24 protein-coding genes are annotated in these 22,375 nt (G+C 63.3%); 16 read left to right on the plus strand and 8 right to left on the minus strand.

Going from position 1 to position 22,375, the window contains the following annotated elements:
• Window positions 1-62: 62 nt before the first annotated feature.
• Entirely contained in the window at window positions 63-431 is a 369-nt protein-coding gene (locus tag E4K65_RS32410; RefSeq protein WP_135177589.1) for a hypothetical protein, read from the plus strand.
• Window positions 432-435: 4 nt separating this feature from the next.
• On the opposite strand, the gene E4K65_RS32415 is transcribed toward E4K65_RS32410, so the two are convergent.
• Window positions 436-1,137: an alpha/beta fold hydrolase gene (locus tag E4K65_RS32415; RefSeq protein ID WP_135177590.1), complete on the minus strand. Its 702-nt coding sequence runs from the start codon at window positions 1,135-1,137 to the stop codon at window positions 436-438.
• Window positions 1,138-1,282: 145 nt separating this feature from the next.
• Here E4K65_RS32415 and carA point away from each other — a divergent pair, with 145 nt between their 5' ends.
• Both carA and E4K65_RS32425 read left to right on the plus strand, forming a co-directional pair.
• The gene (gene carA, locus E4K65_RS32420) at window positions 1,283-2,473 is read left to right on the plus strand and encodes a glutamine-hydrolyzing carbamoyl-phosphate synthase small subunit (RefSeq protein ID WP_135177591.1); all 1,191 of its coding nucleotides are present in this window, start codon (window positions 1,283-1,285) and stop codon (window positions 2,471-2,473) included.
• Between the two features lie 196 nt (window positions 2,474-2,669).
• Window positions 2,670-3,194, plus strand: a complete 525-nt coding sequence (locus E4K65_RS32425; RefSeq protein WP_135177592.1) for a cupin domain-containing protein — start codon at window positions 2,670-2,672, stop codon at window positions 3,192-3,194.
• Window positions 3,195-3,385: 191 nt separating this feature from the next.
• Here E4K65_RS32425 and E4K65_RS32430 read toward each other — a convergent pair whose 3' ends face one another.
• Window positions 3,386-3,910, minus strand: coding sequence for a Dps family protein (locus tag E4K65_RS32430; protein WP_092189953.1), 525 nt, complete (start codon window positions 3,908-3,910; stop codon window positions 3,386-3,388).
• Between the two features lie 112 nt (window positions 3,911-4,022).
• On the opposite strand from E4K65_RS32430, the gene E4K65_RS32435 reads away from it, so the two are divergent.
• The gene (locus E4K65_RS32435; RefSeq protein ID WP_135177611.1) at window positions 4,023-4,724 is read left to right on the plus strand and encodes a class I SAM-dependent methyltransferase; all 702 of its coding nucleotides are present in this window, start codon (window positions 4,023-4,025) and stop codon (window positions 4,722-4,724) included.
• 208 nt (window positions 4,725-4,932) lie between these two features.
• Here E4K65_RS32435 and E4K65_RS32440 read toward each other — a convergent pair whose 3' ends face one another.
• Window positions 4,933-5,304: an ArsR/SmtB family transcription factor gene (locus E4K65_RS32440; protein WP_167771321.1), complete on the minus strand. Its 372-nt coding sequence runs from the start codon at window positions 5,302-5,304 to the stop codon at window positions 4,933-4,935.
• Window positions 5,305-5,414: 110 nt separating this feature from the next.
• Here E4K65_RS32440 and E4K65_RS32445 point away from each other — a divergent pair, with 110 nt between their 5' ends.
• The 3 genes from E4K65_RS32445 (at window position 5,415) to greA (ending at window position 10,894) form a co-directional block, all read left to right on the plus strand.
• Complete coding sequence (locus tag E4K65_RS32445) at window positions 5,415-6,584, plus strand: MFS transporter (RefSeq protein WP_135177594.1); 1,170 nt, start codon at window positions 5,415-5,417, stop codon at window positions 6,582-6,584.
• 142 nt (window positions 6,585-6,726) lie between these two features.
• Window positions 6,727-10,191 (plus strand): carbamoyl-phosphate synthase large subunit, encoded by a 3,465-nt coding sequence (gene carB, locus E4K65_RS32450; RefSeq protein WP_135177595.1) that lies wholly within the window; start codon window positions 6,727-6,729, stop codon window positions 10,189-10,191.
• Between the two features lie 229 nt (window positions 10,192-10,420).
• Window positions 10,421-10,894, plus strand: coding sequence for a transcription elongation factor GreA (greA, locus tag E4K65_RS32455; protein ID WP_027547666.1), 474 nt, complete (start codon window positions 10,421-10,423; stop codon window positions 10,892-10,894).
• A gap of 363 nt (window positions 10,895-11,257) precedes the next feature.
• Here the strand turns inward: greA and E4K65_RS32460 are convergent, their stop codons facing one another.
• Complete coding sequence (locus E4K65_RS32460) at window positions 11,258-11,737, minus strand: Lrp/AsnC family transcriptional regulator (RefSeq protein WP_027547667.1); 480 nt, start codon at window positions 11,735-11,737, stop codon at window positions 11,258-11,260.
• A gap of 267 nt (window positions 11,738-12,004) precedes the next feature.
• On the opposite strand from E4K65_RS32460, the gene trxB reads away from it, so the two are divergent.
• The 6 genes from trxB (at window position 12,005) to E4K65_RS32485 (ending at window position 16,367) form a co-directional block, all read left to right on the plus strand.
• Complete coding sequence (gene trxB / locus E4K65_RS32465) at window positions 12,005-12,970, plus strand: thioredoxin-disulfide reductase (protein WP_135177596.1); 966 nt, start codon at window positions 12,005-12,007, stop codon at window positions 12,968-12,970.
• 5 nt (window positions 12,971-12,975) lie between these two features.
• A complete protein-coding gene (locus E4K65_RS32470) occupies window positions 12,976-13,899 on the plus strand; it encodes a LysR family transcriptional regulator (RefSeq protein WP_167771322.1) in 924 nt (307 codons plus the stop codon).
• A gap of 449 nt (window positions 13,900-14,348) precedes the next feature.
• Window positions 14,349-15,257 carry a 4-hydroxy-tetrahydrodipicolinate synthase family protein gene (locus tag E4K65_RS32475; protein WP_135177597.1) on the plus strand — a complete coding sequence of 303 codons (909 nt, stop codon included), beginning with the start codon at window positions 14,349-14,351 and terminating at the stop codon, window positions 15,255-15,257.
• A gap of 107 nt (window positions 15,258-15,364) precedes the next feature.
• Complete coding sequence (locus E4K65_RS32480; protein ID WP_167771323.1) at window positions 15,365-15,559, plus strand: hypothetical protein; 195 nt, start codon at window positions 15,365-15,367, stop codon at window positions 15,557-15,559.
• A 364-nt stretch (window positions 15,560-15,923) separates the two neighbouring features.
• The gene (locus E4K65_RS47715) at window positions 15,924-16,073 is read left to right on the plus strand and encodes a hypothetical protein (RefSeq protein ID WP_167771324.1); all 150 of its coding nucleotides are present in this window, start codon (window positions 15,924-15,926) and stop codon (window positions 16,071-16,073) included.
• A gap of 129 nt (window positions 16,074-16,202) precedes the next feature.
• Complete coding sequence (locus tag E4K65_RS32485) at window positions 16,203-16,367, plus strand: hypothetical protein (protein WP_167771304.1); 165 nt, start codon at window positions 16,203-16,205, stop codon at window positions 16,365-16,367.
• 81 nt (window positions 16,368-16,448) lie between these two features.
• Here E4K65_RS32485 and E4K65_RS32490 read toward each other — a convergent pair whose 3' ends face one another.
• Together E4K65_RS32490 and E4K65_RS32495 are read right to left on the minus strand one after the other, a co-directional pair.
• Window positions 16,449-17,126, minus strand: a complete 678-nt coding sequence (locus E4K65_RS32490; protein WP_027547672.1) for a ParA family protein — start codon at window positions 17,124-17,126, stop codon at window positions 16,449-16,451.
• Between the two features lie 413 nt (window positions 17,127-17,539).
• A complete protein-coding gene (locus E4K65_RS32495; RefSeq protein ID WP_135177599.1) occupies window positions 17,540-17,890 on the minus strand; it encodes a hypothetical protein in 351 nt (116 codons plus the stop codon).
• A 501-nt stretch (window positions 17,891-18,391) separates the two neighbouring features.
• Between E4K65_RS32495 and E4K65_RS32500 the strand changes: the two genes are divergently transcribed.
• Window positions 18,392-19,336: an AEC family transporter gene (locus tag E4K65_RS32500; protein ID WP_135177600.1), complete on the plus strand. Its 945-nt coding sequence runs from the start codon at window positions 18,392-18,394 to the stop codon at window positions 19,334-19,336.
• Between the two features lie 11 nt (window positions 19,337-19,347).
• On the opposite strand, the gene E4K65_RS47720 is transcribed toward E4K65_RS32500, so the two are convergent.
• Entirely contained in the window at window positions 19,348-19,518 is a 171-nt protein-coding gene (locus tag E4K65_RS47720; RefSeq protein ID WP_167771325.1) for a hypothetical protein, read from the minus strand.
• 318 nt (window positions 19,519-19,836) lie between these two features.
• On the opposite strand from E4K65_RS47720, the gene E4K65_RS32505 reads away from it, so the two are divergent.
• Window positions 19,837-20,589: a DUF5131 family protein gene (locus E4K65_RS32505; RefSeq protein ID WP_135177601.1), complete on the plus strand. Its 753-nt coding sequence runs from the start codon at window positions 19,837-19,839 to the stop codon at window positions 20,587-20,589.
• On the opposite strand, the gene E4K65_RS32510 is transcribed toward E4K65_RS32505, so the two are convergent.
• The gene (locus E4K65_RS32510; RefSeq protein ID WP_135177602.1) at window positions 20,559-21,440 is read right to left on the minus strand and encodes a three-Cys-motif partner protein TcmP; all 882 of its coding nucleotides are present in this window, start codon (window positions 21,438-21,440) and stop codon (window positions 20,559-20,561) included. The genes E4K65_RS32505 and E4K65_RS32510 overlap by 31 nt on opposite strands.
• A 659-nt stretch (window positions 21,441-22,099) precedes the next feature.
• Between E4K65_RS32510 and E4K65_RS32515 the strand changes: the two genes are divergently transcribed.
• Window positions 22,100-22,375: Arm DNA-binding domain-containing protein (locus E4K65_RS32515; protein WP_135177603.1), on the plus strand; the 276-nt coding region annotated here is incomplete at its 3' end.

A 22,375-nucleotide genomic window follows, 5' to 3' on the forward strand; every position in this document is an offset into this window, starting at 1 on the left:
TGGAAACAGTCCGGAAAGACTCATGGTCTACAACAAGATTTGGAGTCTATATAGGTGCTTGCATGAAGACCGGAAAGCATCTCGCCATGTTGGCGGTCTGCCTTGTGGTGCTCTGGGCAAGCCGTTTCGGCCCCTATACCTGCGGCAGGCTCCCGGCCTTCACGGGAGAGGCTGGCTCGTCCTGGCTTGCCATCGCCGTGAACGGCATCTTTCTGATCCTTCTGCTGTACCTGCCAGTCTACGACTTCATGTCCCTGCTGACGTACAAGCTCGGCTGGGAGACGAAGTTCGATCCGCTCGTGGTCTACGAGGGTGAGCATTCGGTGCAACCAGTCTCGCCGAAGGCCCGGCGCGTCCTTTACGTGGTCGATGTTGCCATGGTGAGCTTCTTCCTCCTGCCGCTATGGACCAAGGCCGCTTATTGCGGATGAGCGCCTAGCTCGCGAGCCATTCGGCGAGCGCCCGCGCCGTGGCTTCCGGCTGTTCCGGTTGCGGCAGATGCCCGCAGCGTTCGAGGATCACGAGCCTTGCACCAGCGATGCTCTCAGCCATCTCCTTCGAAAACGCATTCGGGATCGTGTTATCTGCGTCGCCCGTCATCACCAATGTCGGACACTTGATGGCTGAAAGCGTCGGCCGCGAGTCGACCCGCGCGATGATCGCGGTCTGCTGCCGCAGATAGCCTTCGACGCCGACGTCATCGCCCTGCTCGTGCACGAGCCGGCGAATGTCGGAATCGTCGCGGCGCGAGGGATGCACCAGCTCCGGAAACATCTCCTCGCGCGCGGCACGGAGCTCGCCGCGCTTCGCCCGCTCCATCAGGACGCGGCGGCGCTGGGTCGCCTCCGGCGTATCGGGCCGGGCCTGGGTGTTGATCAACGCGAGCCTCAAGACCCGCTCGGGCGCCTGGCGCATGATCTCCAGCGCGATGTAGCCGCCCATGGAATGGCCGGCGAGCGCAAAGCGCGGCGGGGCCTCGCTCAGCACCCGGCGGGCGATCGCCGCCATGCTGTCATCGCGGATATGGTTGGCGACCATCACCGGGCCGAACCGCCACAGCGCCGGGAGCACAGGGGCATAGATCCGGGCCGAGGAGGCCAGCCCCGGAACCAGCAGAAGCGGGGTGGTCTGGTCCATTATTGCCTCGAAAGCCCCTGGATTTGCCGGAAATTGTGCGGCCAAGCTTAAGAACCCGGGACGGGCTGTCAAATATGCAAAACGCATGTGAATCGGGCCTCTCCCGCTTTGACGGAGGCGCGTGGGCAGACTATGAAACGCGCTCATGACACAACATGACAACGATCCCGCCTGGCCGGACCATAAACCGACCGCGCTCCTCGTGCTCGCCGATGGCACGGTGCTCGAAGGCTTCGGTCTCGGCGCCGAAGGCCACGCCGTCGGTGAAGTCTGCTTCAACACCGCGATGACCGGCTATGAGGAGATCCTCACCGATCCCTCCTATGCCGGCCAGCTCATCACCTTCACCTTCCCGCATATCGGCAATGTCGGTACGAACGAGGAAGACATCGAGACGGTGAACATGGCCGCGACGCCAGGCGCGCGCGGCGTGATCCTGCGCACCGCCATCACCGATCCCTCGAACTACCGCGCCACCAAGCATCTCGACGCCTGGCTCAAGGCGCGCGGCATCATCGGCCTCTCCGGCATCGACACCCGCGCGCTGACCGCGCTGATCCGCAGCAAGGGCATGCCCAATGCCGTGATCGCGCACGCCAGGAACGGCGAGTTCGACCTGCACGGCCTGAAGGAAGAAGCGCGCGAATGGCCGGGGCTCGAGGGCATGGACCTCGTGCCGATGGTCACCTCCGGCCAGCGCTTCACCTGGGACGAGACGCCGTGGCTCTGGGACAAGGGTTTTGGCCGCCAGGACAAGACCGAGTTCAACGTCGTCGCCATCGACTACGGCATCAAGCGCAACATTTTGCGCCTGCTCGCCGGCGTCGGCTGCAAGGTGACGGTGGTGCCGGCGACGACGTCTGCCGAAGACATCCTGGCGATGAAGCCGGACGGCGTGTTCCTGTCGAACGGTCCGGGCGATCCGGCCGCGACCGGCAAATATGCCGTGCCTGTCATCCGGGACGTCATCAAGTCGGGCACGCCGACCTTCGGGATTTGTCTTGGCCACCAGATGCTCGGCCTCGCCGTCGGCGCCAAGACCAAGAAGATGCATCAGGGCCATCACGGCGCCAATCATCCCGTGAAGGACGAGACCACCGGCAAGGTCGAGATCACCTCGATGAATCACGGCTTCGCCGTGGACGAGACGACGCTGCCGAAGGGCGCGACGCAGACCCACATTTCTTTGTTTGATGGGTCCAACTGCGGCATCCAGCTCGACGGCAAGCCGGTGTTCTCGGTGCAGTACCATCCCGAGGCTTCACCCGGCCCGCGCGACTCGCACTACCTGTTCCAGCGCTTTGCCGATCTGATGCGGCAGAAGAGGAGCGCGTAGGCTCGGCTGCGGCTCTCGTGCCCCGGGCGCAGTGCAGCGCGGCGCTCTTCGCGGCGTGATGCACTGCTGAACCGGGGCCCATAACTCGGCACTCTAGGTCCCGGCTCTGCGATGCGCCGCATCGCGTCCGGGACACGAGAGGAACGCAATCCGGGCGACGCCAGTTGAGGCGTACGGTCTTTTCCGGAGCCCAGCCATGTCCGTCGTCCGCGACAATGCCGAGCCGCTCGCCATCGTGTTTGAGGATGACGGGCTCGTGCCGAACAACGTCCTCCCCTTCCTGGTCTACCAGGGGGCGGTGAAACTCGACCCGGAGCATCCGGAGGAGACGATCGAAAACCTGTTCGAGGAGAACGGCTGGGGCGGCACGTGGCGCAACGGCGTCTACGACTATCTGCACTATCACGCGACGGTGCATGAGGTGCTTGGCGTTGCGCGTGGGAGCGCACGCGTTCGCTTCGGCGGCGACCATGGCCAGGAGCTTCAGATCAGCGCCGGCGACGTCGCGATCCTGCCCGCCGGCACCGGGCATCAATGCATCAACACCAGCCGCGACTTCTGCGTGATCGGCGCCTATCCGCCGGGCGCGACGATGGAAATCACGCGGGCGACGCCGGAGAACCATGGCAAGGCGCTGAAGACGATCCCGAAGGTCGCGCTGCCGCCGGCCGATCCTGTGACGGGCAAGGATGGGGCGCTGATGCGGTTGTGGCGGAGCTAGCGCGCGCCAAAAACTCCGATGTCGTCCCGGCGAAGGCCGGGACCGATAACCACAAAAGCTAGTTTGGCGAAGATCGGCCAACGCGCATCTCGTGCCACAACTTCTCCCTGGGGTTATGGGTCCCGGCCCCCCGTGCGCAATTGCGCACTAGGCCGGGACGACATCGTGGATAGATCGCGGCATTTGCGCCCCTAAGCCTCGTTCGCGCCTTCCTGGCGGGTGGCTTCGAACAGGAACCAGGTGCGCCGCTCGGTCTCGTCGATGAAGACCTCGAGGATGCTGGCGCTGGCGACATCGCCGGCGTCGTCGCAGACGTCGTGGGCCTTGCGCATCGCGCTCGCGACATGCTTGTTGTCCTGCATCAGTTCGCGCAGCATCTCGCGCGGCGGGACGTAATCCTCGTTGTTGTCCTTGATGGTCTGGAGTTTTGCGACCTGGCCGATCGACTTCAGCGTCGCGCCGCCGATCTTGCGGACGCGCTCGGCGAGCTGATCGGTGGTGGCGAAGATCTGGTCCGAGTGCTCGTCGAGCAGCAGATGGTAATCGCGGAAATGCCGGCCGCTGATGTGCCAGTGGAAGTTCTTGGTCTTCAGATACAACGCGAATGCGTCGGCCAGAAGCACGTTGAGCGCCTCCGAAACCTTGTTGACGGCCTGGGGCGACAGATCGGTGGGGGTGTCGAGGTCGGGCGAGACCTTGTTGGGGGCTTTGCTCACGGGAAACCTTCCTGTTAGGACGCGGACATTGACGGCGCGCCGTCGCACCCCTAACGCAAGGCGGCAGCACCGGTTCCTGCGCAGGAACTGTCTGGTGGGGCCCTCGAATACCATGGACGATTGGATCGATTATTACGACTCCACGCACACGATCTATGTCAGCAAGCTGCATCGCGATTTGCACTTCCAGATCATCGCGCGGGACATCATCGGCTACATCTCCTCGCCCGAGGCGACGGTGCTGGACTATGCCTGCGGCGAGGCGCTGTCGGCGAGCCAGGTGGCGTCCGCCTGCGGCAAGCTGATCCTGGCCGAGCCTGCGCCGGGCGTGCGCGGCCGGCTGATCGCGCGGTTTGCCCCGAACACAAAGATCCGCGTCCGCTCGCTCGACGACGTGCGCAAGATGCAGGACCAGTCCATCGACCTCGTGGTGATGAACTCGGTCGCGCAATACATGACGCCGGAGGAGCTCGATGCCGCGCTGCTCACCATCCGGCGGTTATTGACCCCGTCCGGCAAGCTGGTGCTCGGCGACATCCTCCAGCCCAATGTCGGCATGTTCAGGGACGTGACAGCGCTGCTCAGCTTCGGCCTGCGTCACGGCTTCCTGAAGGACGCGCTGATCGGGCTGATCAGCACCGCGCTGTCCGATTACCGTCAGCTGCGCTCGCGCATCGGGCTGCAGCGCTACAGCGAGGACGAGATCACGGCGAGGCTTAAGGCGGCCGGGTTCGCGGTCCAGCGCGCCCACACCAATATCGGCCACAATCGCTGGCGCATGACCTTCATCGCGCGGCCGCCAATGATCCGTTAAGCATAACGTTTGGCTGAGGTGGCTTGGCGCACCCCGTTCCGCCATGATCGGTGCGGCCCGGTGGCGGAAGTGTCTACGCGAGGGCGGTGCATCGCTCTTCATCCTGGTTCAAATCCAGGCCGGGTCTCCACGCTTCGCCCCTGCGAGGCTACGCGTGGCGCAGCCACGCTTGACCGAAGCGAAAGCGTAGACGGACTGTATCCGCGGCTCAATCTGCCTTGACGACTTCACACTCCGACAGCAGCTGAAGCCGGTCCGCATCCTTGGCTGCGGAGCTGAGCACGGCATCGAGCAGGCCGGGAAAGCGCGCCTCCATATCCTCGCGGCGCAGCCGCATGAAGCGGTTGGTGCCCGCCACGCGTGTCAGCATGAGGCCGCATTCGCGCAGCTTGGCGAAATGGTAGGCGAGGTTGGATTTGCCGGCGAGACCATTGAAGTCGCCACAGCACAGCTCGCTGCTGACACGTTCCTGCTGGGCGAGCTGGTAGACGATCGCCAACCGGATCGGATCGCTCAGGCAATCCAGGACCATCGGCAGCTCGATCTGCTCGCGGGTGGGGTGGAGGGGCGTGCGGCTCATGGTCCGAATCATAGCGATGCGCTCGCAATGTTCAATAGTTCTTGAACTGATTGACACTGAAACCGTCGCGTTCGATAGTTCAATAAACATTGAACATAGGAAATCTTCCCATGAGCGTATTCTGGCTGGCCCTGGCGGCCTTCGCGATCGGCACAGAAGGCTTTGTTATTGCAGGGCTTTTGCCTGCGATCGCCACCGACCTGTCGATTTCGGTCTCCGCCGCCGGCCAATTGGTTACCGCCTATGCCCTCACTTATGCGGTGGGCTCGCCGATCCTGGCGGTGGCGCTGAACAATATCGACCGCCGTACCGTGCTGGCTCTGGCGCTGACGACCTTCATCGCCGGAAATCTCGTGGCGATGGTGGCTTCCAGCTACGCCCTGCTTTTGGCTTCCCGGATGCTGATGGCCCTGGGCTCCGGACTGTGCATGCCGACGGCGCTCGCGGTGTCGGTCGCCGTCGCCTCGCCTGAGCGGCGGGGCCGCGCGGTGGCGCTGGTCACCTCGGGACTGACGGTTGCGACCGTGATCGGCGTCCCGCTCGGCAATCTCGTCGGGAGCCTGCTCGGCTGGCGCGCGACCTTTGCCATGGTCGCCCTGATCGGTGCCGTTGCCCTCGCCGGCCTCTTGCTGGGCCTGCCCCGCGGCCTGCCGCGCAACACCGCTTCGCTCGGCGAACGGCTGGCGGTGGCGCGTCACAGCAGTGTCCTGGTCGCGCTTCTAATCACAATTCTATGGGGGCTCGGCGGCTTCACCGTGTTCACCTATTTCGCGGTGCCGTTGCGCGGCCTCGGCTTCGATGCCTCGACGATCAGCCTTGCGCTGCTGGTGTTCGGTGGCGCGGCCGCGATCGGGAACATGCTCGGCGGCGTCCTGGCCGACCGGCTCGGCACGCTCGCCACCGCAGCGCTCGGGCTCGCGGGCATGGCGACCGCGCTGATCCTGCATTCGCTGGTCCTCAAATTGATGCCCGGACAGGCGCATTATGCCGTGCTGGGCACGATCTTCCTGTGGGGCATTTCGGGCTGGGCGTTCTATCCGGCCCAGATCGCCAGCATCATCCGGATCGAGCCGCAGGCCTCGATGATCGCGCTCTCGCTCAACGCCTCTTCGATGTATCTGGGCTTCGCCATCGGCGGCGCCTTGGGAGGCGCGGTGCTGGCCACCCTCTCGCCAAACGACCTCGGCTGGATCGGCGGAACGAGCGTTGCGGCCTCGCTTCTGGTGCACCTCGCCCGTGGCTGGCAGGCACGGCCAAAACCGGTCAAAATTGCCGGTTGATGGGTGTTTTTCGGGGTTTCGCCGCCCCGAAAACTGGTCTAAGACCCACCCGCGCGCGAGGGAGACCACCGCGCTCTCGGCCACAGGGACGCGCAGCCGCGCGCCCTTTTTTTGTGCCCAAATCCGACTTCGGCGAGAGTTGATGCCCAAACGTACAGACATCACCACCATCCTGATCATCGGCGCCGGCCCCATCGTGATCGGCCAGGCCTGCGAGTTCGACTATTCGGGCACGCAGGCGGTGAAGACGCTGAAGGAAGAGGGCTATCGCATCGTCCTCGTGAATTCCAACCCGGCCACGATCATGACCGATCCGGAATTGGCGGATGCGACCTATATCGAGCCGATCACGCCCGAGATCGTCGCCAAGATCATCGAGAAGGAACGTCACGTCATCCCCGGAGGCTTCGCGCTGCTGCCGACCATGGGCGGCCAGACTGCGCTGAACTGCGCGCTGTCGCTGCGCCGGCAGGGCACGCTGGAAAAGTTCGATGTCGAGATGATCGGCGCCACGGCCGATGCGATCGACAAGGCGGAGGATCGCCAGCTCTTCCGCGAGGCCATGACCAAGATCGGGCTCGAGACGCCGAAGTCACGGCTTGCCAATGCGTCGGCGCTGAAAAAGTCGTTCCGCGACAAATATCTCGCCGAGCGCGAAAAGCTCTCCGGCGCCGCCCTCGAAGAGCTCGAGCGGCAGTGGACGCTGGGCGAAAGCGATCGCCGCAAGCGCTACCAGGAATACGCGTTCGGCCAAGCCATGATGGCGCTGTCCGAGATCGGCCTGCCCGCGATCATCCGCCCCTCCTTCACCATGGGCGGCACCGGCGGCGGCATCGCCTACAACAAGGAAGAGTTCCTCGACATCATCGAGCGCGGCCTGGACGCCTCTCCCACCAACGAAGTGCTGATCGAAGAATCCGTGCTCGGCTGGAAGGAGTACGAGATGGAGGTGGTGCGCGACAAGAAGGACAATTGCATCATCGTCTGCTCGATCGAGAACCTCGATCCGATGGGCGTGCACACCGGCGATTCCATCACGGTGGCGCCGGCGCTGACGCTGACCGACAAGGAATACCAGATCATGCGCGACGCCTCGCTGGCGGTGCTGCGCGAGATCGGGGTGGAGACCGGCGGCTCCAACGTGCAGTTCGGCGTCAATCCGGAAGACGGCCGCATGGTCGTCATCGAGATGAATCCGCGCGTGTCGCGCTCCTCTGCCCTTGCTTCAAAGGCCACCGGCTTCCCGATCGCAAAAGTCGCGGCCAAGCTCGCGGTCGGCTACACGCTCGACGAGATCGCCAACGACATCACCGGCGGCGCGACGCCTGCCTCGTTCGAGCCGACGATCGACTACGTCGTTACCAAGGTGCCGCGCTTTGCCTTCGAGAAATTCCCCGGCGCCTCCCACACGCTGACGACGTCGATGAAGTCGGTCGGCGAAGTCATGGCGATCGGCCGCACCTTCCAGGAAAGCCTGCAGAAGGCGCTGCGCGGGCTCGAGACCGGCCTCACCGGCCTCGACGAGATCGAGATCGAGGGGCTGGGCCAGCACGACGACAAGAACGCGATCCGCGCCGCTTTGGGCACGCCGACGCCGAACCGGCTGCTCCAGGTCGCGCAAGCGATGCGGCTGGGCTGGACCAATGAGGAGATCTTCAACTCCTGCAAGATCGATCCGTGGTTCCTCGGCGAGATGCGCGGCATCGTCGACATGGAGGAGAAGGTTCGCAAGCACGGCCTGCCTACCAACGCCTTCGGCATGCGCACGCTCAAGAGCATGGGTTTTTCGGACGCGCGGCTTGCAGTGCTGGCGCAGACTACGGAAGCCGAGGTGACGGCGAAGCGCCACGTGCTCGGCGTTCGCCCGGTCTACAAGCGCATCGACACCTGCGCGGCCGAATTCGCCTCGCCAACCGCCTACATGTACTCGACCTACGAGGCGCCGTTTGCGGGCGCCCCGGCGGACGAAAGCACGCCGTCGGACAAGAAGAAGGTCATCATTCTCGGCGGCGGGCCCAACCGCATCGGCCAGGGCATTGAGTTCGACTATTGCTGCTGTCATGCCTGCTTCGCGCTGCATGACGCCGGCTACGAATCCATCATGGTCAACTGCAACCCGGAAACGGTGTCGACCGACTACGACACCGCCGACCGGCTCTATTTCGAGCCGCTCACCGCCGAGGACGTGCTGGAGATCATCGCGAAGGAGCGCAGCAACGGCACGCTGCACGGCGTGATCGTGCAGTTCGGCGGCCAGACGCCGCTGAAGCTGGCGCGCGCGCTGGAGGCCGCCGAAGTGCCGATCCTGGGCACCTCGCCCGACGCCATCGACCTTGCCGAGGACCGCGACCGCTTCAAGCGCGTGCTCGACAAGCTGCGGCTGAAGCAGCCGAAGAACGGTATCGCCTATTCGGTCGAGCAGGCGAGGCTCGTCTCCGCCGATCTCGGCCTGCCCTTGGTGGTGCGCCCGTCCTACGTGCTCGGCGGCCGCGCCATGCAGATCATCCGCGAGGAGAACCAGCTCAACGACTACCTGCTCGGCACGCTGCCCGAGCTGGTGCCGGCCGACGTCAAGGCGCGCTATCCGAACGACAAGACCGGGCAGATCAACACCGTGCTCGGCAAGAACCCGCTGCTGTTCGACCGCTACCTGTCGGACGCGACCGAAATCGACGTCGACTGCCTCTGCGACGGCAAGGACACTTTCATCGTCGGCATCATGGAGCACATCGAGGAAGCCGGCATCCATTCCGGCGACAGCGCCTGCTCGCTGCCGCCGCACTCGCTCGATGCGAAGATGATCGAGGAGCTGGAGCGGCAGACGCGCGAGCTCGCGCTCGGCCTCGACGTCGTCGGCCTGATGAACGTGCAATACGCCATCAAGGACGGCGAGATCTACGTGCTCGAAGTCAATCCGCGCGCCTCGCGCACGGTGCCCTTCGTCGCCAAGGTGGTCGGCACGCCGGTCGCCAAGATCGCCGCGCGCATCATGGCCGGCGAGAAGCTCGCCGATTTCAAGCTGACGAAGGCGCAGCTCAAGCATGTCGGCGTCAAGGAATCGGTATTCCCGTTCGCGCGCTTCCCCGGCGTCGACACGGTGCTCGGCCCCGAGATGCGCTCGACCGGCGAGGTCATGGGCATCGACAGCTCGTTTGCGGTGGCCTTCGCCAAGAGCCAGCTCGGCGGCGGCACGCGGGTGCCGCGCAAGGGCACGGTGTTCGTCTCGGTGCGCGAGAGCGACAAGACGCGCATCGCCGAGGCTGTTCGCGAATTGCATTCTCTCGGCTTCAAGGTTCTGGCGACGTCGGGCACGCAGCGCTTCCTGACCGACCAGGGCATCCCGACCGAGAAGGTGAACAAGGTGCTGGAAGGGCGGCCGCATATCGTCGACGCCATCACCAATGGCGACGTCCAGCTCGTCTTCAACACCACCGAAGGCCCGCAGGCGCTCGCCGACAGCCGTTCACTGCGGCGCGCGGCCCTCTTGCATAAAGTGCCGTATTACACCACTCTTTCCGGGGCCGTGGCGGCCGCGCAGGGCATCCGCGCCTATCTGGATGGGGACCTTGAGGTTCGTACCCTGCAGAGCTACTTTTCGGAAACCTGATCGCGAGTGGAAGGCAAGGCCTTGAGAGGTTAAGCCTTCCGCTAAGTGATTGGCAGTCAAGCCACAATGGCCGCAGGAACTGTCCGGCCATATGGTTGTTCTGTTCCGGCGCCAAGCCCATATCTGTCGACGTCCGGCGGCTCATGTACCGAGCCCCGGAAATACCGACGAATCAAGGTTGGGCGCCCATTCGCGTTCTGGGGCGCACGATCGAAGGACGAGAGAGAAGATGGAAAAGGTTCCGATGACTTCGGCCGGGTTTGCCGCGCTCGGGGAAGAATTGAAGAAGCGCCAGTCCGAGGACCGTCCGCGCATCATCGAGCATATCGCGGAGGCGCGCTCGCACGGAGACCTGTCGGAAAACGCGGAATATCACGCCGCGAAGGAAGAGCAGTCCCACAATGAGGGCCGCATCGCGGAGCTCGAGGACAAGCTCGCGCGCGCCGACATCATCGACATCTCGAAACTGTCTGGCGACACCATCAAGTTCGGCGCCACCGTGACCCTGGTCGACGAGGACACCGAGAAGAAGACGGTGTGGCAGATCGTCGGCGAGGTCGAGGCCGACGCCAAGAAGGGCCGCATCTCCATCACCTCGCCGCTCGCGCGCGCGCTGATCGGCAAGAAGAAGGGTTCGACCGTCGAGGTCAACGCACCCGGCGGCGCCAAGGCGTACGAGATCACCAAGGTGGAGTGGCGGTAAGGATTTGCCGCTGCGCGTCATGATGTTTTGAAAAGGCCGCGCTTGGCGCGGCCTTTTTGTTTCTGCGTATTGCTCGGAATGTGAGGGACTTGCGGCCTCACCCGTCGTCATTGCGAGCGCAGCGAAGCAATCCAGAATCTTTCCGCGGAGACAGTCTGGATTGCTTCGCTACGCTCGCAATGACGGAGCGTGGCAACAGCATCCGTCTCTCTCGTGTCCCGGACGCGCTGCAACGCCCTTAGCGTTGCTGCGCAGAGCCGGGACCCAGAAAGCAACTCGGTCAATCGCGGTGAGATGGGCCCCGGCTCTGCAGCGCACCGCTAAAGGAGCGCTGCGCTGCGTCCGGGGCACGAGAGCGGCGCCCTACCGCCGCCCCTTCACGTCCAGCGGCACGGCCGCCTCGTATTTCGAATTGTGCAGCACCAGCGACGTCCGCACGTTGCGGACATGGGGCGCGGCGGTCAGGTGCGTGACGAAATCCTGGAAGGTCGCCATGTCAGGCGCGACGCATTTCAGGATGAAATCGACCTCGCCGGACAGCATCCAGCATTCCCGCACCAGCGGCTCGGCGCGGACGAACTCCTCGAAGGCGCGCAAATCCGCCTCGGCCTGGCTGGACAGGTGCACGGCGGCAAACACCGTGACGTCGAAACCGAGCTTTCGCGCATCCAGCAGCCCGCGATAGCCGTGGATATAGCCCTCCTCCTCGAGCGCCCGGACCCGGCGCAGGCAGGGCGGTGGCGAAATGCCCACCCGCTTGGCGAGCTCAACATTCGTGATTCGACCGTCGGCCTGAATCTCGGTGAGAATTTTCAGGTCGATCTCGTCTAGGTTCCGCGACACGTGATTGGAACTCCTGGCCTTTGCGGCGGTATCGGGTGGGTCTGTCGCAATCCTCATAGCCCAGTCCGCACCCATTGCGCAATTTTATTGCGCGTGCAGCGCAATCGACTTTTGTTCCTTGTTGGAAAAATCCGCCGACAGGGAATGCAATTCTTGCATAGCTCACCAGAACGCTTAGATTAGCTCTGATATTTCAGCGCTTCCGCGAGGCCTCCTGGCTCCTTCCGCGCCCGCGCTGCAAATCCCCCGTGAAAGGCGTCCATCGAAATGTCCGCTCCTGTTCATGCAAAGGTCGTGATTGTTGGCTCTGGCCCCGCGGGCTACACGGCGGCGATCTACGCCGCGCGCGCGATGCTCGAGCCGATCCTGATCCAGGGCATCCAGCCGGGCGGCCAGCTCACCATCACCACCGACGTCGAGAATTATCCGGGCTTCGCCGACGTGATCCAGGGCCCCTGGCTGATGGAGCAGATGGAGAAGCAGGCAGTCCAGGTCGGCACCAAGATCGTCACCGACCTCGTGATCAAGCTGGAGACCGGGCGACGTCCGTTCCGCCTCACCTGCGACAGCGGCGACGTCTATCTCGCCGAAACCGTGATCCTCGCCACGGGCGCGCAAGCGCGCTGGCTCGGGCTTCCGTCCGAAGGGAAATTCCAGGGCGGCGGCGTCTCGGCCTGCGCCACCTGCGACGGCTTCTTCTACCGCGGCAAGGAAGTGATCGTGGTCGGCGGCGGCAATACCGCGGTCGAGGAAGCGCTGTTCCTCACCAACCATGCCTCGCAGGTCACCATCGTGCATCGTCGCGACCACTTCCGCGCCGAGCGCATCCTGCAGGAGCGTCTGTTCAAGCACCCGAAGATCAAGGTGGTCTGGGACTCAGCCGTCGACGAGATCTGCGGCACCGAGAACCCGAACAAGGTCACCCATGTCCGCCTCAAGAACGTCAGGACCGGCGCGCTCACCGAGCTGAAGGCCGACGGCATCTTCGTCGCCATCGGCCACGCCCCGGCGACCGAGCTCGTGAAGGACCAGGTCAAGCTCAAACCGTCGGGCTATGTCGAGGTCGCCCCGAACTCGACCGCCACCTCGGTGCCCGGACTGTTCGCCGCCGGCGACGTCGCCGACGAGACTTATCGCCAGGCCGTGACGGCCGCAGGCCTCGGCTGCATGGCAGCGCTCGAGGCCGAACGTTTCTTGGCCCTGCGCGCCAGCGAGCGCGCTGCAGCGGAATAAAGATCATGCCTCGATCACGCGACGGATTTACGGATATGGACTGGGACAAGCTGAAGGTGTTTCACGCGGCGGCTGAAGCGGGCAGCTTCACGCATGCGGGCGAGCAGCTCGGCCTGTCGCAATCGGCGGTCTCGCGCCAGGTCTCGGCGCTGGAGCAGGAGCTCTCGGTCTCGCTGTTCCACCGCCACGCCCGCGGCCTGATCCTCACCGAGCAGGGCGACCTCCTGTTCCGCACCGCGCATGACGTGTTCATGCAGCTCCAGGCGGCACGCGCCAAACTGACCGACAGCCGCGAGCGGCCGAGCGGCGATCTCAAGATCACCACCACGCCCGGCGTCGGCATCAACTGGCTGATCCCGCGGCTCGGCGAATTCACCGCGCTCTATCCGGAGATCCGGATCTCGCTGATCGTCACCGACGAGGAGCTCGACCTGTCGATGCGCGAGGCGGACGTCGCGATCCGCACCCGCAAGCCGACGCAGCCGGATCTCATCCAGCGCAAGCTGTTCGCGATGGGCTTCCACGCCTATTGCTCGCCTGACTACATCAAGCGGTTCGGCACACCGCGCACGCTGGAGGAGCTCGACTCCCACCGCATCATCACGCTCTCGGACGGCAACTTCGCGCCGCATCTTCAGAACCGCAACTGGCTGGTCGAAGCCGGCCGCAACGGCTCGGGTCCGCGCGAGGCCTATTTCAGGGTGAACAACATCCTCGGCCTGGTGCGCGCCTGTCAGCAGGGCCTCGGCATCGCCGCGCTGCCGGACTATCTGATCGAAGAGCAGAGCCGTCTCGTGCAACTGTTCGGCGAATCGGATTCGATCCAGCTCGATACGTATTTCGTCTATCCCGAGGAGTTGAAGACGGTCGCGCGCGTGCAGGTGTTCCGCGACTTCGTGGTGAGCAAGGCGCAGCGCTGGCCGTCCTGATTTCCGCATGTCTGACATGCGGCCTCGGCTGTTGCTGCATGGCGTTGGGCAAGCTCATAATGTTTGCACGCTGAGCCTTCGCGTTGCGCATTTGTCCCCCTCCTCCAGTGGCGCGGGAGTTCAGTAATCCCTCTTGGAAGGTGATTGTGTCGGCCTCACGTGGCCAATACCTTAAGCCGGGCTCGTTCGAGCCCGGCTTTTTTTCTGTCCAATTCGGTATTCGCCTTCCGCGTGTATTGACAGTTCCACGTATCGCCCGCATCATTTGCAAATGATCACGAAGTCGTGCGCAATCGTCTCGAAAAAAGGCCCCCGCCCGGGGACCTCGGATTTTTGCGCGCGCTAACTACGCTTCGTCATTGCAGCAAATCCCGAAAACCCCGCCACCTGGACGGGGTTTTTTCATGTGCCCTCCGTCTCAGGATTTTTCCCGAGAAGGAGAACTGGACATGACCGACCTGCGAACGCATCTGCACGGACTCTGGCTGCCGCTGGTGACGCCGTTTCAGGGCGGCAAGCTCGACGAGACGTCGCTGCGGCGGCTGACGCGGCATTACAGCGGACAGGCCGTCGACGGCTTCATTCTGGGGGCGACCTCGGGCGAAGGCATGACGCTGCGGGACGCCGAGCTCGAACGCCTCGTCGCCATCGTGCGCGACGAGATGGCGGCCGGCGGCCGCACCATCCCAATCTGTCTGGGCTTATCGGGCGCGGACACCTCGCGGCTGAAGGAGCGCCTCGATGAAACCGCGGACTGGCCGATCGAGGGATATTTGATCGCGAGCCCCTATTACGTGCGGCCGTCGCAACGCGGGCTCCTGGCGCATTTCGAAGCACTCGCCGATCACGCCGCCTGGCCGCTCGCGCTCTACAACATCCCCTATCGCTGCGCGGTCAACATCACCAACCAGACCATGCTGCGGCTCGCCGAGCATCCCAACATCGTCGGCCTGAAGGATTGCGGCGCCAGCCGCGAGCAGTCGATCGCGCTGCTGCGCGACCGGCCCGAGGGATTTCGCGTGCTCACCGGCGAGGACGCGAACTACCTCGAAGCGCTCGTCGACGGTGCCGACGGCGGCATCGTGCTCTCGGCCCATGTCGAGACCGCGACGTTCGCGGCCGTGTATGCCGAGCTGAAGCGCGGCAACCATGACGCGGCGCAGGCGCGCTGGCAGGAGGTCGCCGAGCTGACGCGCCTGTTGTTCACCGAGCCGAGCCCCGCGCCGGCCAAGCACTGGCTGTGGCGCAGCGGCCTGATCGACAGCCCCGAAGTGCGCCTGCCGATGGTGGAAGTGAGCAGCGAGCTCGCCGCCACGATCGACCGCGAGATCGAGCGACGGATGAAAGTCGCGGCGTAGCACCACCCTCTTCACCTCACCCGCATGTGGCCTTGCGAACGAACCGGTTGGCTCCGGTTCGAACGGCCGCGTGCTGCCCGACGAAAGCCTCCTCCGGACATCAACCGATGCGAATTCACCGATCGCTGTGCGCCCTCAAGGCCCTGTGGCAACACCTGACATCCGTAAAGGGTTACAGATGGGCCGGCAAATATCCGGCGTCGCCCTGGCTGCGCCGCGACATCGGCCTGTGCGAGGAGGTCGTGATGTGGGAGTGGAATTGGAGCGACGAGATCAGGCGCAAATATAGCGGATGGGTTTAGCGCGGCTCTCCTCCCGTCCCCTGGAGGGCGGGGCGATCGCATTTGATTGCTTGGCGGGGGCCTGAGCGCGCGCCTCGTCCTTCGAGACGACCGCTTCCAGCGGTCTCCTCAGGATGAGGCTAAGCGGCATCTTCGAAATTGCGGCCGCACACTCCGTCCTCATCCTGAGGGCCCGCCGAAGGCGGGCGTCTCGAAGGATGGGCCGCGGAGCAGCGGCCTTAAATGCGATTGCCCTGCCCTGGTAAGAACCTCGTGGTTAACCGCGCCCCAATCGCCTTCGCATCCGCCGCATGGCGCATCCACGTCTCGTTTACGCTCTCGCACCTATCGTTTTTCTCCAAAGCCTTCCAAAGGGGGAATGACCATGGGACATCGCAGCCGGCCTACGGCCGCACAGCAATTCGCACCCGCCGATCTTTTGCGGGGAATCCTGGTGGTTTCGTCGTTCGGGTTCTGGGCGGTGATGCTCGGCCTGATGCCGGTGCTGCTGTTTCGGGTCTGGCTCGTCGGCTGACGCGGGCCCGCGCGGATGGTTAAACGGAGGTCACAAATGCGCTCAAAATGCGAGCGGCGCTGCAAGCCGGAATATTAAAACATCTCGCTTAGCGTGACGTCCATAAGCGAAGAAATCGCGGGGGCGTTTGTGAATAGTCAGAATGAAATGGCGTCGCATTACGGCGCCGGACAGCAGAGCTTTACCACCGAGCAGAGCTTTACCACCGGGGACATTCTCTGGGCCGTCGGCATCTGGTCGGTGATCCTGACGCTGTCGCCGGTCATCGTGTTCTACATGCTGATGGTGGCGTAGAGCGCAGAGCATCGTCATCCCCAAAACGCAAAACGCGCGGACATCCACGCGTTTTCCGTCCGGGGAATGATTTATGAAAAATTACGCCGCCTGCTTGTGCATTGCGCCGGACGCCGACGCCGTGCCGCGAATGGCCTTGACCGAACGCTCGATCGCCGCCCACAGCCTTGCAATCTCCTGAGCCGCACGGCTCTCGGCCTGATACTCCCGCGCGCCTTCGCCGTGGCTGAGGGCCATCAACAAATCCGAACGATTGGTGATCTGGCCGCCCCACACCGGCGCACGGAATTTCGCCAGCGCTTCGCGGGCGATGGTGACGATCGGGCTTTCGGCTTCGTCGCGCTTGGCCGGCGCACCGTTGAGCACGACCGCATAGGGCTTGCGCGCGGCGCGGCACATCTGGATGGTCTCCTGCACCGCGTTGACGTCGAACACGCCGGGACGGGCGGGAATCACCACCATGGTGGCGTTCTTGATCGCGTCGTCGACGACGGCCGAGAGGTTCGGCGGCGTGTCGATCAACACCCATTCATAACCGTCGCGCTTGGCAGCGGAGACGATGCCGCTGACGGAGTTGACGGCGGACTTGATCGGCGGTTCGTTGGTGCCCCGCAGCTTGTGCCACAGCGTGAGCGACCCTTGCGGATCCGCGTCCACGAGCATGACCTGTTTGCTCGCCTTGATCTGCGCGGCGAGATGTGCGGCCAGGGTACTCTTGCCCGAGCCGCCTTTACGCGATGCAAAAACAATAACGTTCATACCTTCGGCCTCCAGATTGACCCCAGGCTCCGAAAATGAATCAGCGCGCTGATTCGGGAAAGAAAAATTTACCGGGAGTTGCTCTGCCGCCACGAAATAACAAGGCGTGTTGGCTTTTGAGTCACACTGCCGCGCGCGACAAGGACACGAACTGCAATGGAGCGCCTCCGCTGCGCGCAATCGTGCGTTTTCTGAGCAGCGGCGCGGGAAAAACCGGAATGCAACCTTGCCGCGCAAACCGTGGCGCGACTCTTTTCGACCGCGCGTGGCGGTAATTGCCGCAAGCGGGCGCGCAAGGAGCGCGAACAAAAGGAGTCCGGTAGCTGTCGCGGAGCCGATGCCATCGCGCGCGAAGCCGCGCTTCGCATGCTCGCCGGGGCCCGGGTTTCAGGGAAGGAACGCGCTTGTCGCGCTCAGCCTTCGGATTTCTTCTTCTTGGTCGCCTTCGGCGCCGGCTTGGCGCTCTTCTTCGCGGTCTTGGGCGCGATGCGGGTCGGCTTGCCGGCGCGGGCTTCGCCCGGCTCGGGCCCCCGGCGGAAGAACACCTTGCACTGCGGCGAGAGCTGCGCCTTCTTCTGGATCATGCAGGCGGTGATGGCATCGACGTTCGGAACGAACTCGCCGCACAGCCGCATCGCATCCGGCGTGCAGGCCTGCTGCTCTTCCTGCGAGTAGGCGAAGCCGGCGCCGGGGTGGACCAGGACGGCCAGGGCAAGCCCCGACATGGCCGCAAGAACGGACTTCCTGAAGTGAAACGCCGGCATCGATCCCCCCACATGTCTGGTCGGGCGGAGTGTGGGTGAACCGCCGTTCGTTGGCAACGAGGGCGGGAGCGAAAGGTCGGAACGTGTGCGCTCTCGGCAACAGGGCGGGCCTTCTCCTCCGCTGTCGTCACCCGGCTTGTGCGCAATTGCGCACTGGAACGGGTGACCCGGTATTCCAGAGACGCCTGAGGTTCCTCGATAAGCCGCGGCGTACTGGATCCCCCGCCTGCGCGGAGGATGACAGCTGTGAGCGGGGAAGGACTCCGGCTAACCCTCTGGCGAGACTGGCGAGATCGGTTTCCACCGCTGGCTCCGACGCCCTCAAAACAAAAACTGCGAAAACAACCCCATGCACAGTAGCCGGGGCCTTGATATCCCTCTTGAAATCGCCTCTACGGATTTTACGAATCACTTTTGACACGTCGGGCAAAACAGGGGCATGATGGCATCATCGAGAGTGCGTGGGGTGGTCGGCTGATATCCCCGTGAGGAGAGGGGCGCATGGCCACCGTGTTGATCGTCGCGCCGGTGTTTGCCCTGATCGCATCAGGCTATGCCGCGGTGCTGTTTCGCTTCGTCTCGGAGACCGCGCACAAGGGCATCTCCGAATTCGCCTTCAGCATCGCGATCCCTGCCCTCTTGTTCCGCACCATCGTCGTGTCGGAATTCCCCGACGTCAGCCCCTACCGGATGTGGGGCGCCTATTACGGCGCCCTCGCGCTCACCTGGATCGCGGCGCTGGCGCTGTCGGCGCTGCTGCGCGCGCGGCGCGAGGACCGCGAAGACGGCGTCGTGTTCGCGATCGGCTCGGTCTACGGCAACATCGTGATGCTCGGCATTCCCCTGACGCTCTCGGCGCTGGGCAACGAGGCCGCGGGGCCGATGGCGCTGATCCTGTCGGTGAACACGCCGCTGCTCTGGCTCTGCGGCATCCTGCAGATGGAGCTTGTCAGCCGCAAGCAGACCGGCTCGCCTCTGGCGGTGATCCGCCCCGTGCTCGCCGATCTCGCCCGCAATCCGCTGATGCTGGGAATCGGCTTCGGCGTCGTCTGGCGCTTCACCGGCCTCGGCCTCCATCCCGTCGTCGACAAGACCATCGAGCTGCTGGCGCAGGCGGGATCGCCGGCGGCGCTGATCGCGCTCGGCATCAACCTGTTCCGCTTCGAGGTGAAGGGCGAGAAGCTCAGCATCCTCGTGATGTGCGCGCTCAAGCTGCTGGCGATGCCGGCGGCAGCGTTCGTGCTGGCCAAGCTGCTGAACCTGCCGCCGGTCGCAGCCGGCGTGATCGTGCTGTTCGCGGCGATGCCGACCGGCGCGAACGCGTACATCTTTGCGGTTCAGTACAAGCGGCTGGTGAACCCGGTGTCGGGCGCGGTGGCGCTGGGGACGTTGCTGGCTGCGGTGACGTTGCCGGTGATGGTGGTGATCGTGGCGGGGGTGAGGTAGGGCCGCGCCGCTCAGGCAGCCCAGTCCATAATCGCGTCGATGAAAGTCCGAGCCTGACGGATCGCGTCCTGCCTCGTCGCGCAAACACCGACCGACACGGTTCGGCCCTTTCCGACCGTCCACTGCCAACCGGATAAATAGCTGATTTCAACAATCGAAAAGCTGACGCCGCGATGTTCCACGGAGGACCTCCGCTGACATGTTGCTGTGTCTAAGAGACTACTCTAAATGCCGAATTTGGTCCAGCCAAACGCAGCCAGCAGACATAATGTGGGCTGGCGCTCTCAGAAAGCGCAGAACAACCCCAACGAGATCAGGCATAGACGCTAACTTCGTTCACTGACCGTCGTTGTGACGTGCGCGCTTAAACTGCTGGCGATGCCGGCGGCTGCGTTCGTGCTCGCAAAGCTATCGAAGGGTGCCCGGTCGTCGTTGAGCGATCTCCGGCGATTGCGAATTTTTTGATTCACAGCTCCGCGCTCTTCTGATTCAATGCCGACATGGCCGACACCTCCATCGAGTGGACTGATGCGACTTGGAATCCGGTTGCCGGGTGCACCGTACTGAGTGCGGGTTGCACGAACTGTTACGCCATGCGCATGGCAGCTCGGTTAGACATGATGGGCCTCAAGAAGTACGAGGGGCTCACACGCAAAAGCGGTGGCAGAGCCGTCTGGACTGGCACAATTCGCCTCGATGAGAAGTCGCTCGATGTACCCCGAGCCTGGTCGAAGCCGCGAAGAGTGTTCGTGAACTCAATGTCGGACCTGTTTCATCCCGACGTCTCAACGGACTTCATTCGTCGCGTGTGGGAGGTAATGCAGGACACTCCTCGTCATACATATCAAATCTTGACGAAGCGCCCTGAGCACATGGCGAAAGTCCTCTCTGACCCTCAGTTCAGGGTTCTGCCCAACGTTTGGCTCGGCACGAGCGTCGAAGACGCAAGAGTTTTGGGACGCCTCGACTCTCTCAGAGCCGTGCCCGCAGCGATCCGTTTTGTCTCCCTTGAGCCGTTGATTGGCTCCGTTGCGGCAGCCGATCTGACTGGCGTCCACTGGGCCATCGTCGGAGGAGAGAGCGGGCCGCGTGCTCGCGAAATGAAACCGGAGTGGGTTGACGAAATCGAAGTCATGTGCCGGCGCTTTGGTACAGCCTTCTTTTTCAAACAGTGGGGAGGCAAAAACAAAAAGGCCGCCGGCCGATTGCTCCACGGACGCACCTACGACGCCATGCCGGCCTTGAGTATGTGATTGGCGACGTCGCTCGCGAGGCGTATCGCGCGCGGATTCGAGATGCAAAAGAACAGCGAAAAGCGCTGAGGCCTCTCATTTGGCGGGAGCGGCAGCGGCTTTAAAACAGCTGCAAAGATTGTCTCGAGCCTGGATTTTGCATAGGCCTCCAGTCCAGCCACATTTGCTGTGCGCTGCCTTGGCTCTTCAATCAGACCGTCGAACAGATCCTCTCGCACCGTTTTCGGGTACAATTCCTCTTCCCACGCATCAGAGCCAAACATGCGCGTAAGCGCAGCGCGTTTGTGCTCGTCCACATCCGCCAGATCGCGAGTCGCCTGACGATACAAGCCTGACAACGGGAACAGAAACCAAACGTCGATTGCCTTCGTGGCCGCCACTTTTTCGAGGGTCGCCCACTCCAACTGCATCCCATAGGGATCGAGGAATAGAACCGCTCGAGTCGAACGCCAATTGTTCGTTGCGACCAACGATTTTAGAGCCTCGTTCGCGTCGTTCTTTATGACGACGATCCGTCGATTGGGATATTTGGCCTTCAGCTCTTCCAATGCGGCAAAATAGGAGGGCTTGTTTTCAACAAAGACAATGAAGTCAAATGACGGCTTTACGTCGATAGCGATGCGAGCAGAACCTCGGCGACGCTCGACGCGCTCAGGTTCTCCAGCATCTAGCAGGCCTGCAGGACGGTGCTCGTGACGGACAGTTCGTGAACCTGTCCCGGCGAACGCATCAATGTACCAAAGTTCACCAAACTTCCCCCGGAGGGCTGTCGTAAAGAACCTCAAATATTTCTCGACTATCGATAGCTTTAGTTCGGTGTGCTGGTCCCCAAATTCGTGGTCGACTGGCATCTGCCTCGCCCTCTCAACGACATCCCTACCACTTTCAACCACGAGTCGTTCTCTTGCCGCAATGCGTCCTTGGCGGCATAGCGCTTGGCATCCGCCGTGAGCATGCCTCTAATTGCTACTGGAGGACTTTCTCCCGACTCGCCCGCCGACTGAGACCGAGACGAGGAGCAGGCCGATGAGAACGAGAAAGACGCAGCCTCCCACTTCGAGGACGTACGAAAATGGCGTCTGGTCATACGACAACAGCCACGGCTCACCTCTTCTCGGTTTGCTCCAAACCGTCCCCGTATCAAGCCAGAGCTGGAGCTCGGCGCCCGCACTGATTGCGACCACCAGTCCGATGATGCCTAAGAAGATCCTGTTCCAGAGCATAGCCCGCCATTGCAGAGCCTTCTTAAGCCTCTGTTAAACGGGACTGCTGGTCTGGCTACCACTCAGTGATGTCTGCTTAAATCATTGCCAGCGCTGGTACAGTTGGGTGGGCTCGAACCACCGACCCTGTTCCACAGACACGGCGACGGCGCCGCCGTTGCTACGCCATTCCCGCCTTTCGCACGAAAATTGTTGTAATATCAATAAATAAGGTCGCCGCGCGCCGCCTTACCTGCGCTGTAATTGGCGCTATGGTGGTAGCTAAGTGGTAGCTACAGAGGCGATCAATGGCCGTTTCGAGTATAACGATCCGCGCAGTGCAAGCGCTCAAGCCGGGCGAAACTATCTGGGACGCAGACCACCGTGAGGCGGTGCGGGGCTTTGGTGTACGGCGTCAACGCGACCAGGCGACCTATGTCCTCAAATATCGCGTGTTCGGTCGGCAGCGCTTCGTCACCATCGGTCCTCACGGTGCTCCCTGGACACCAGAGCTGGCACGCAAGGAGGCCAAGCGGCTTTTGGGCCTCGTTGCCAATGGCAAAGACCCGGCGGATGAGAAAGCC

This window comes from Bradyrhizobium niftali, assembly GCF_004571025.1.
Taxonomy (GTDB): Bacteria; Pseudomonadota; Alphaproteobacteria; order Rhizobiales; family Xanthobacteraceae; genus Bradyrhizobium; species Bradyrhizobium niftali.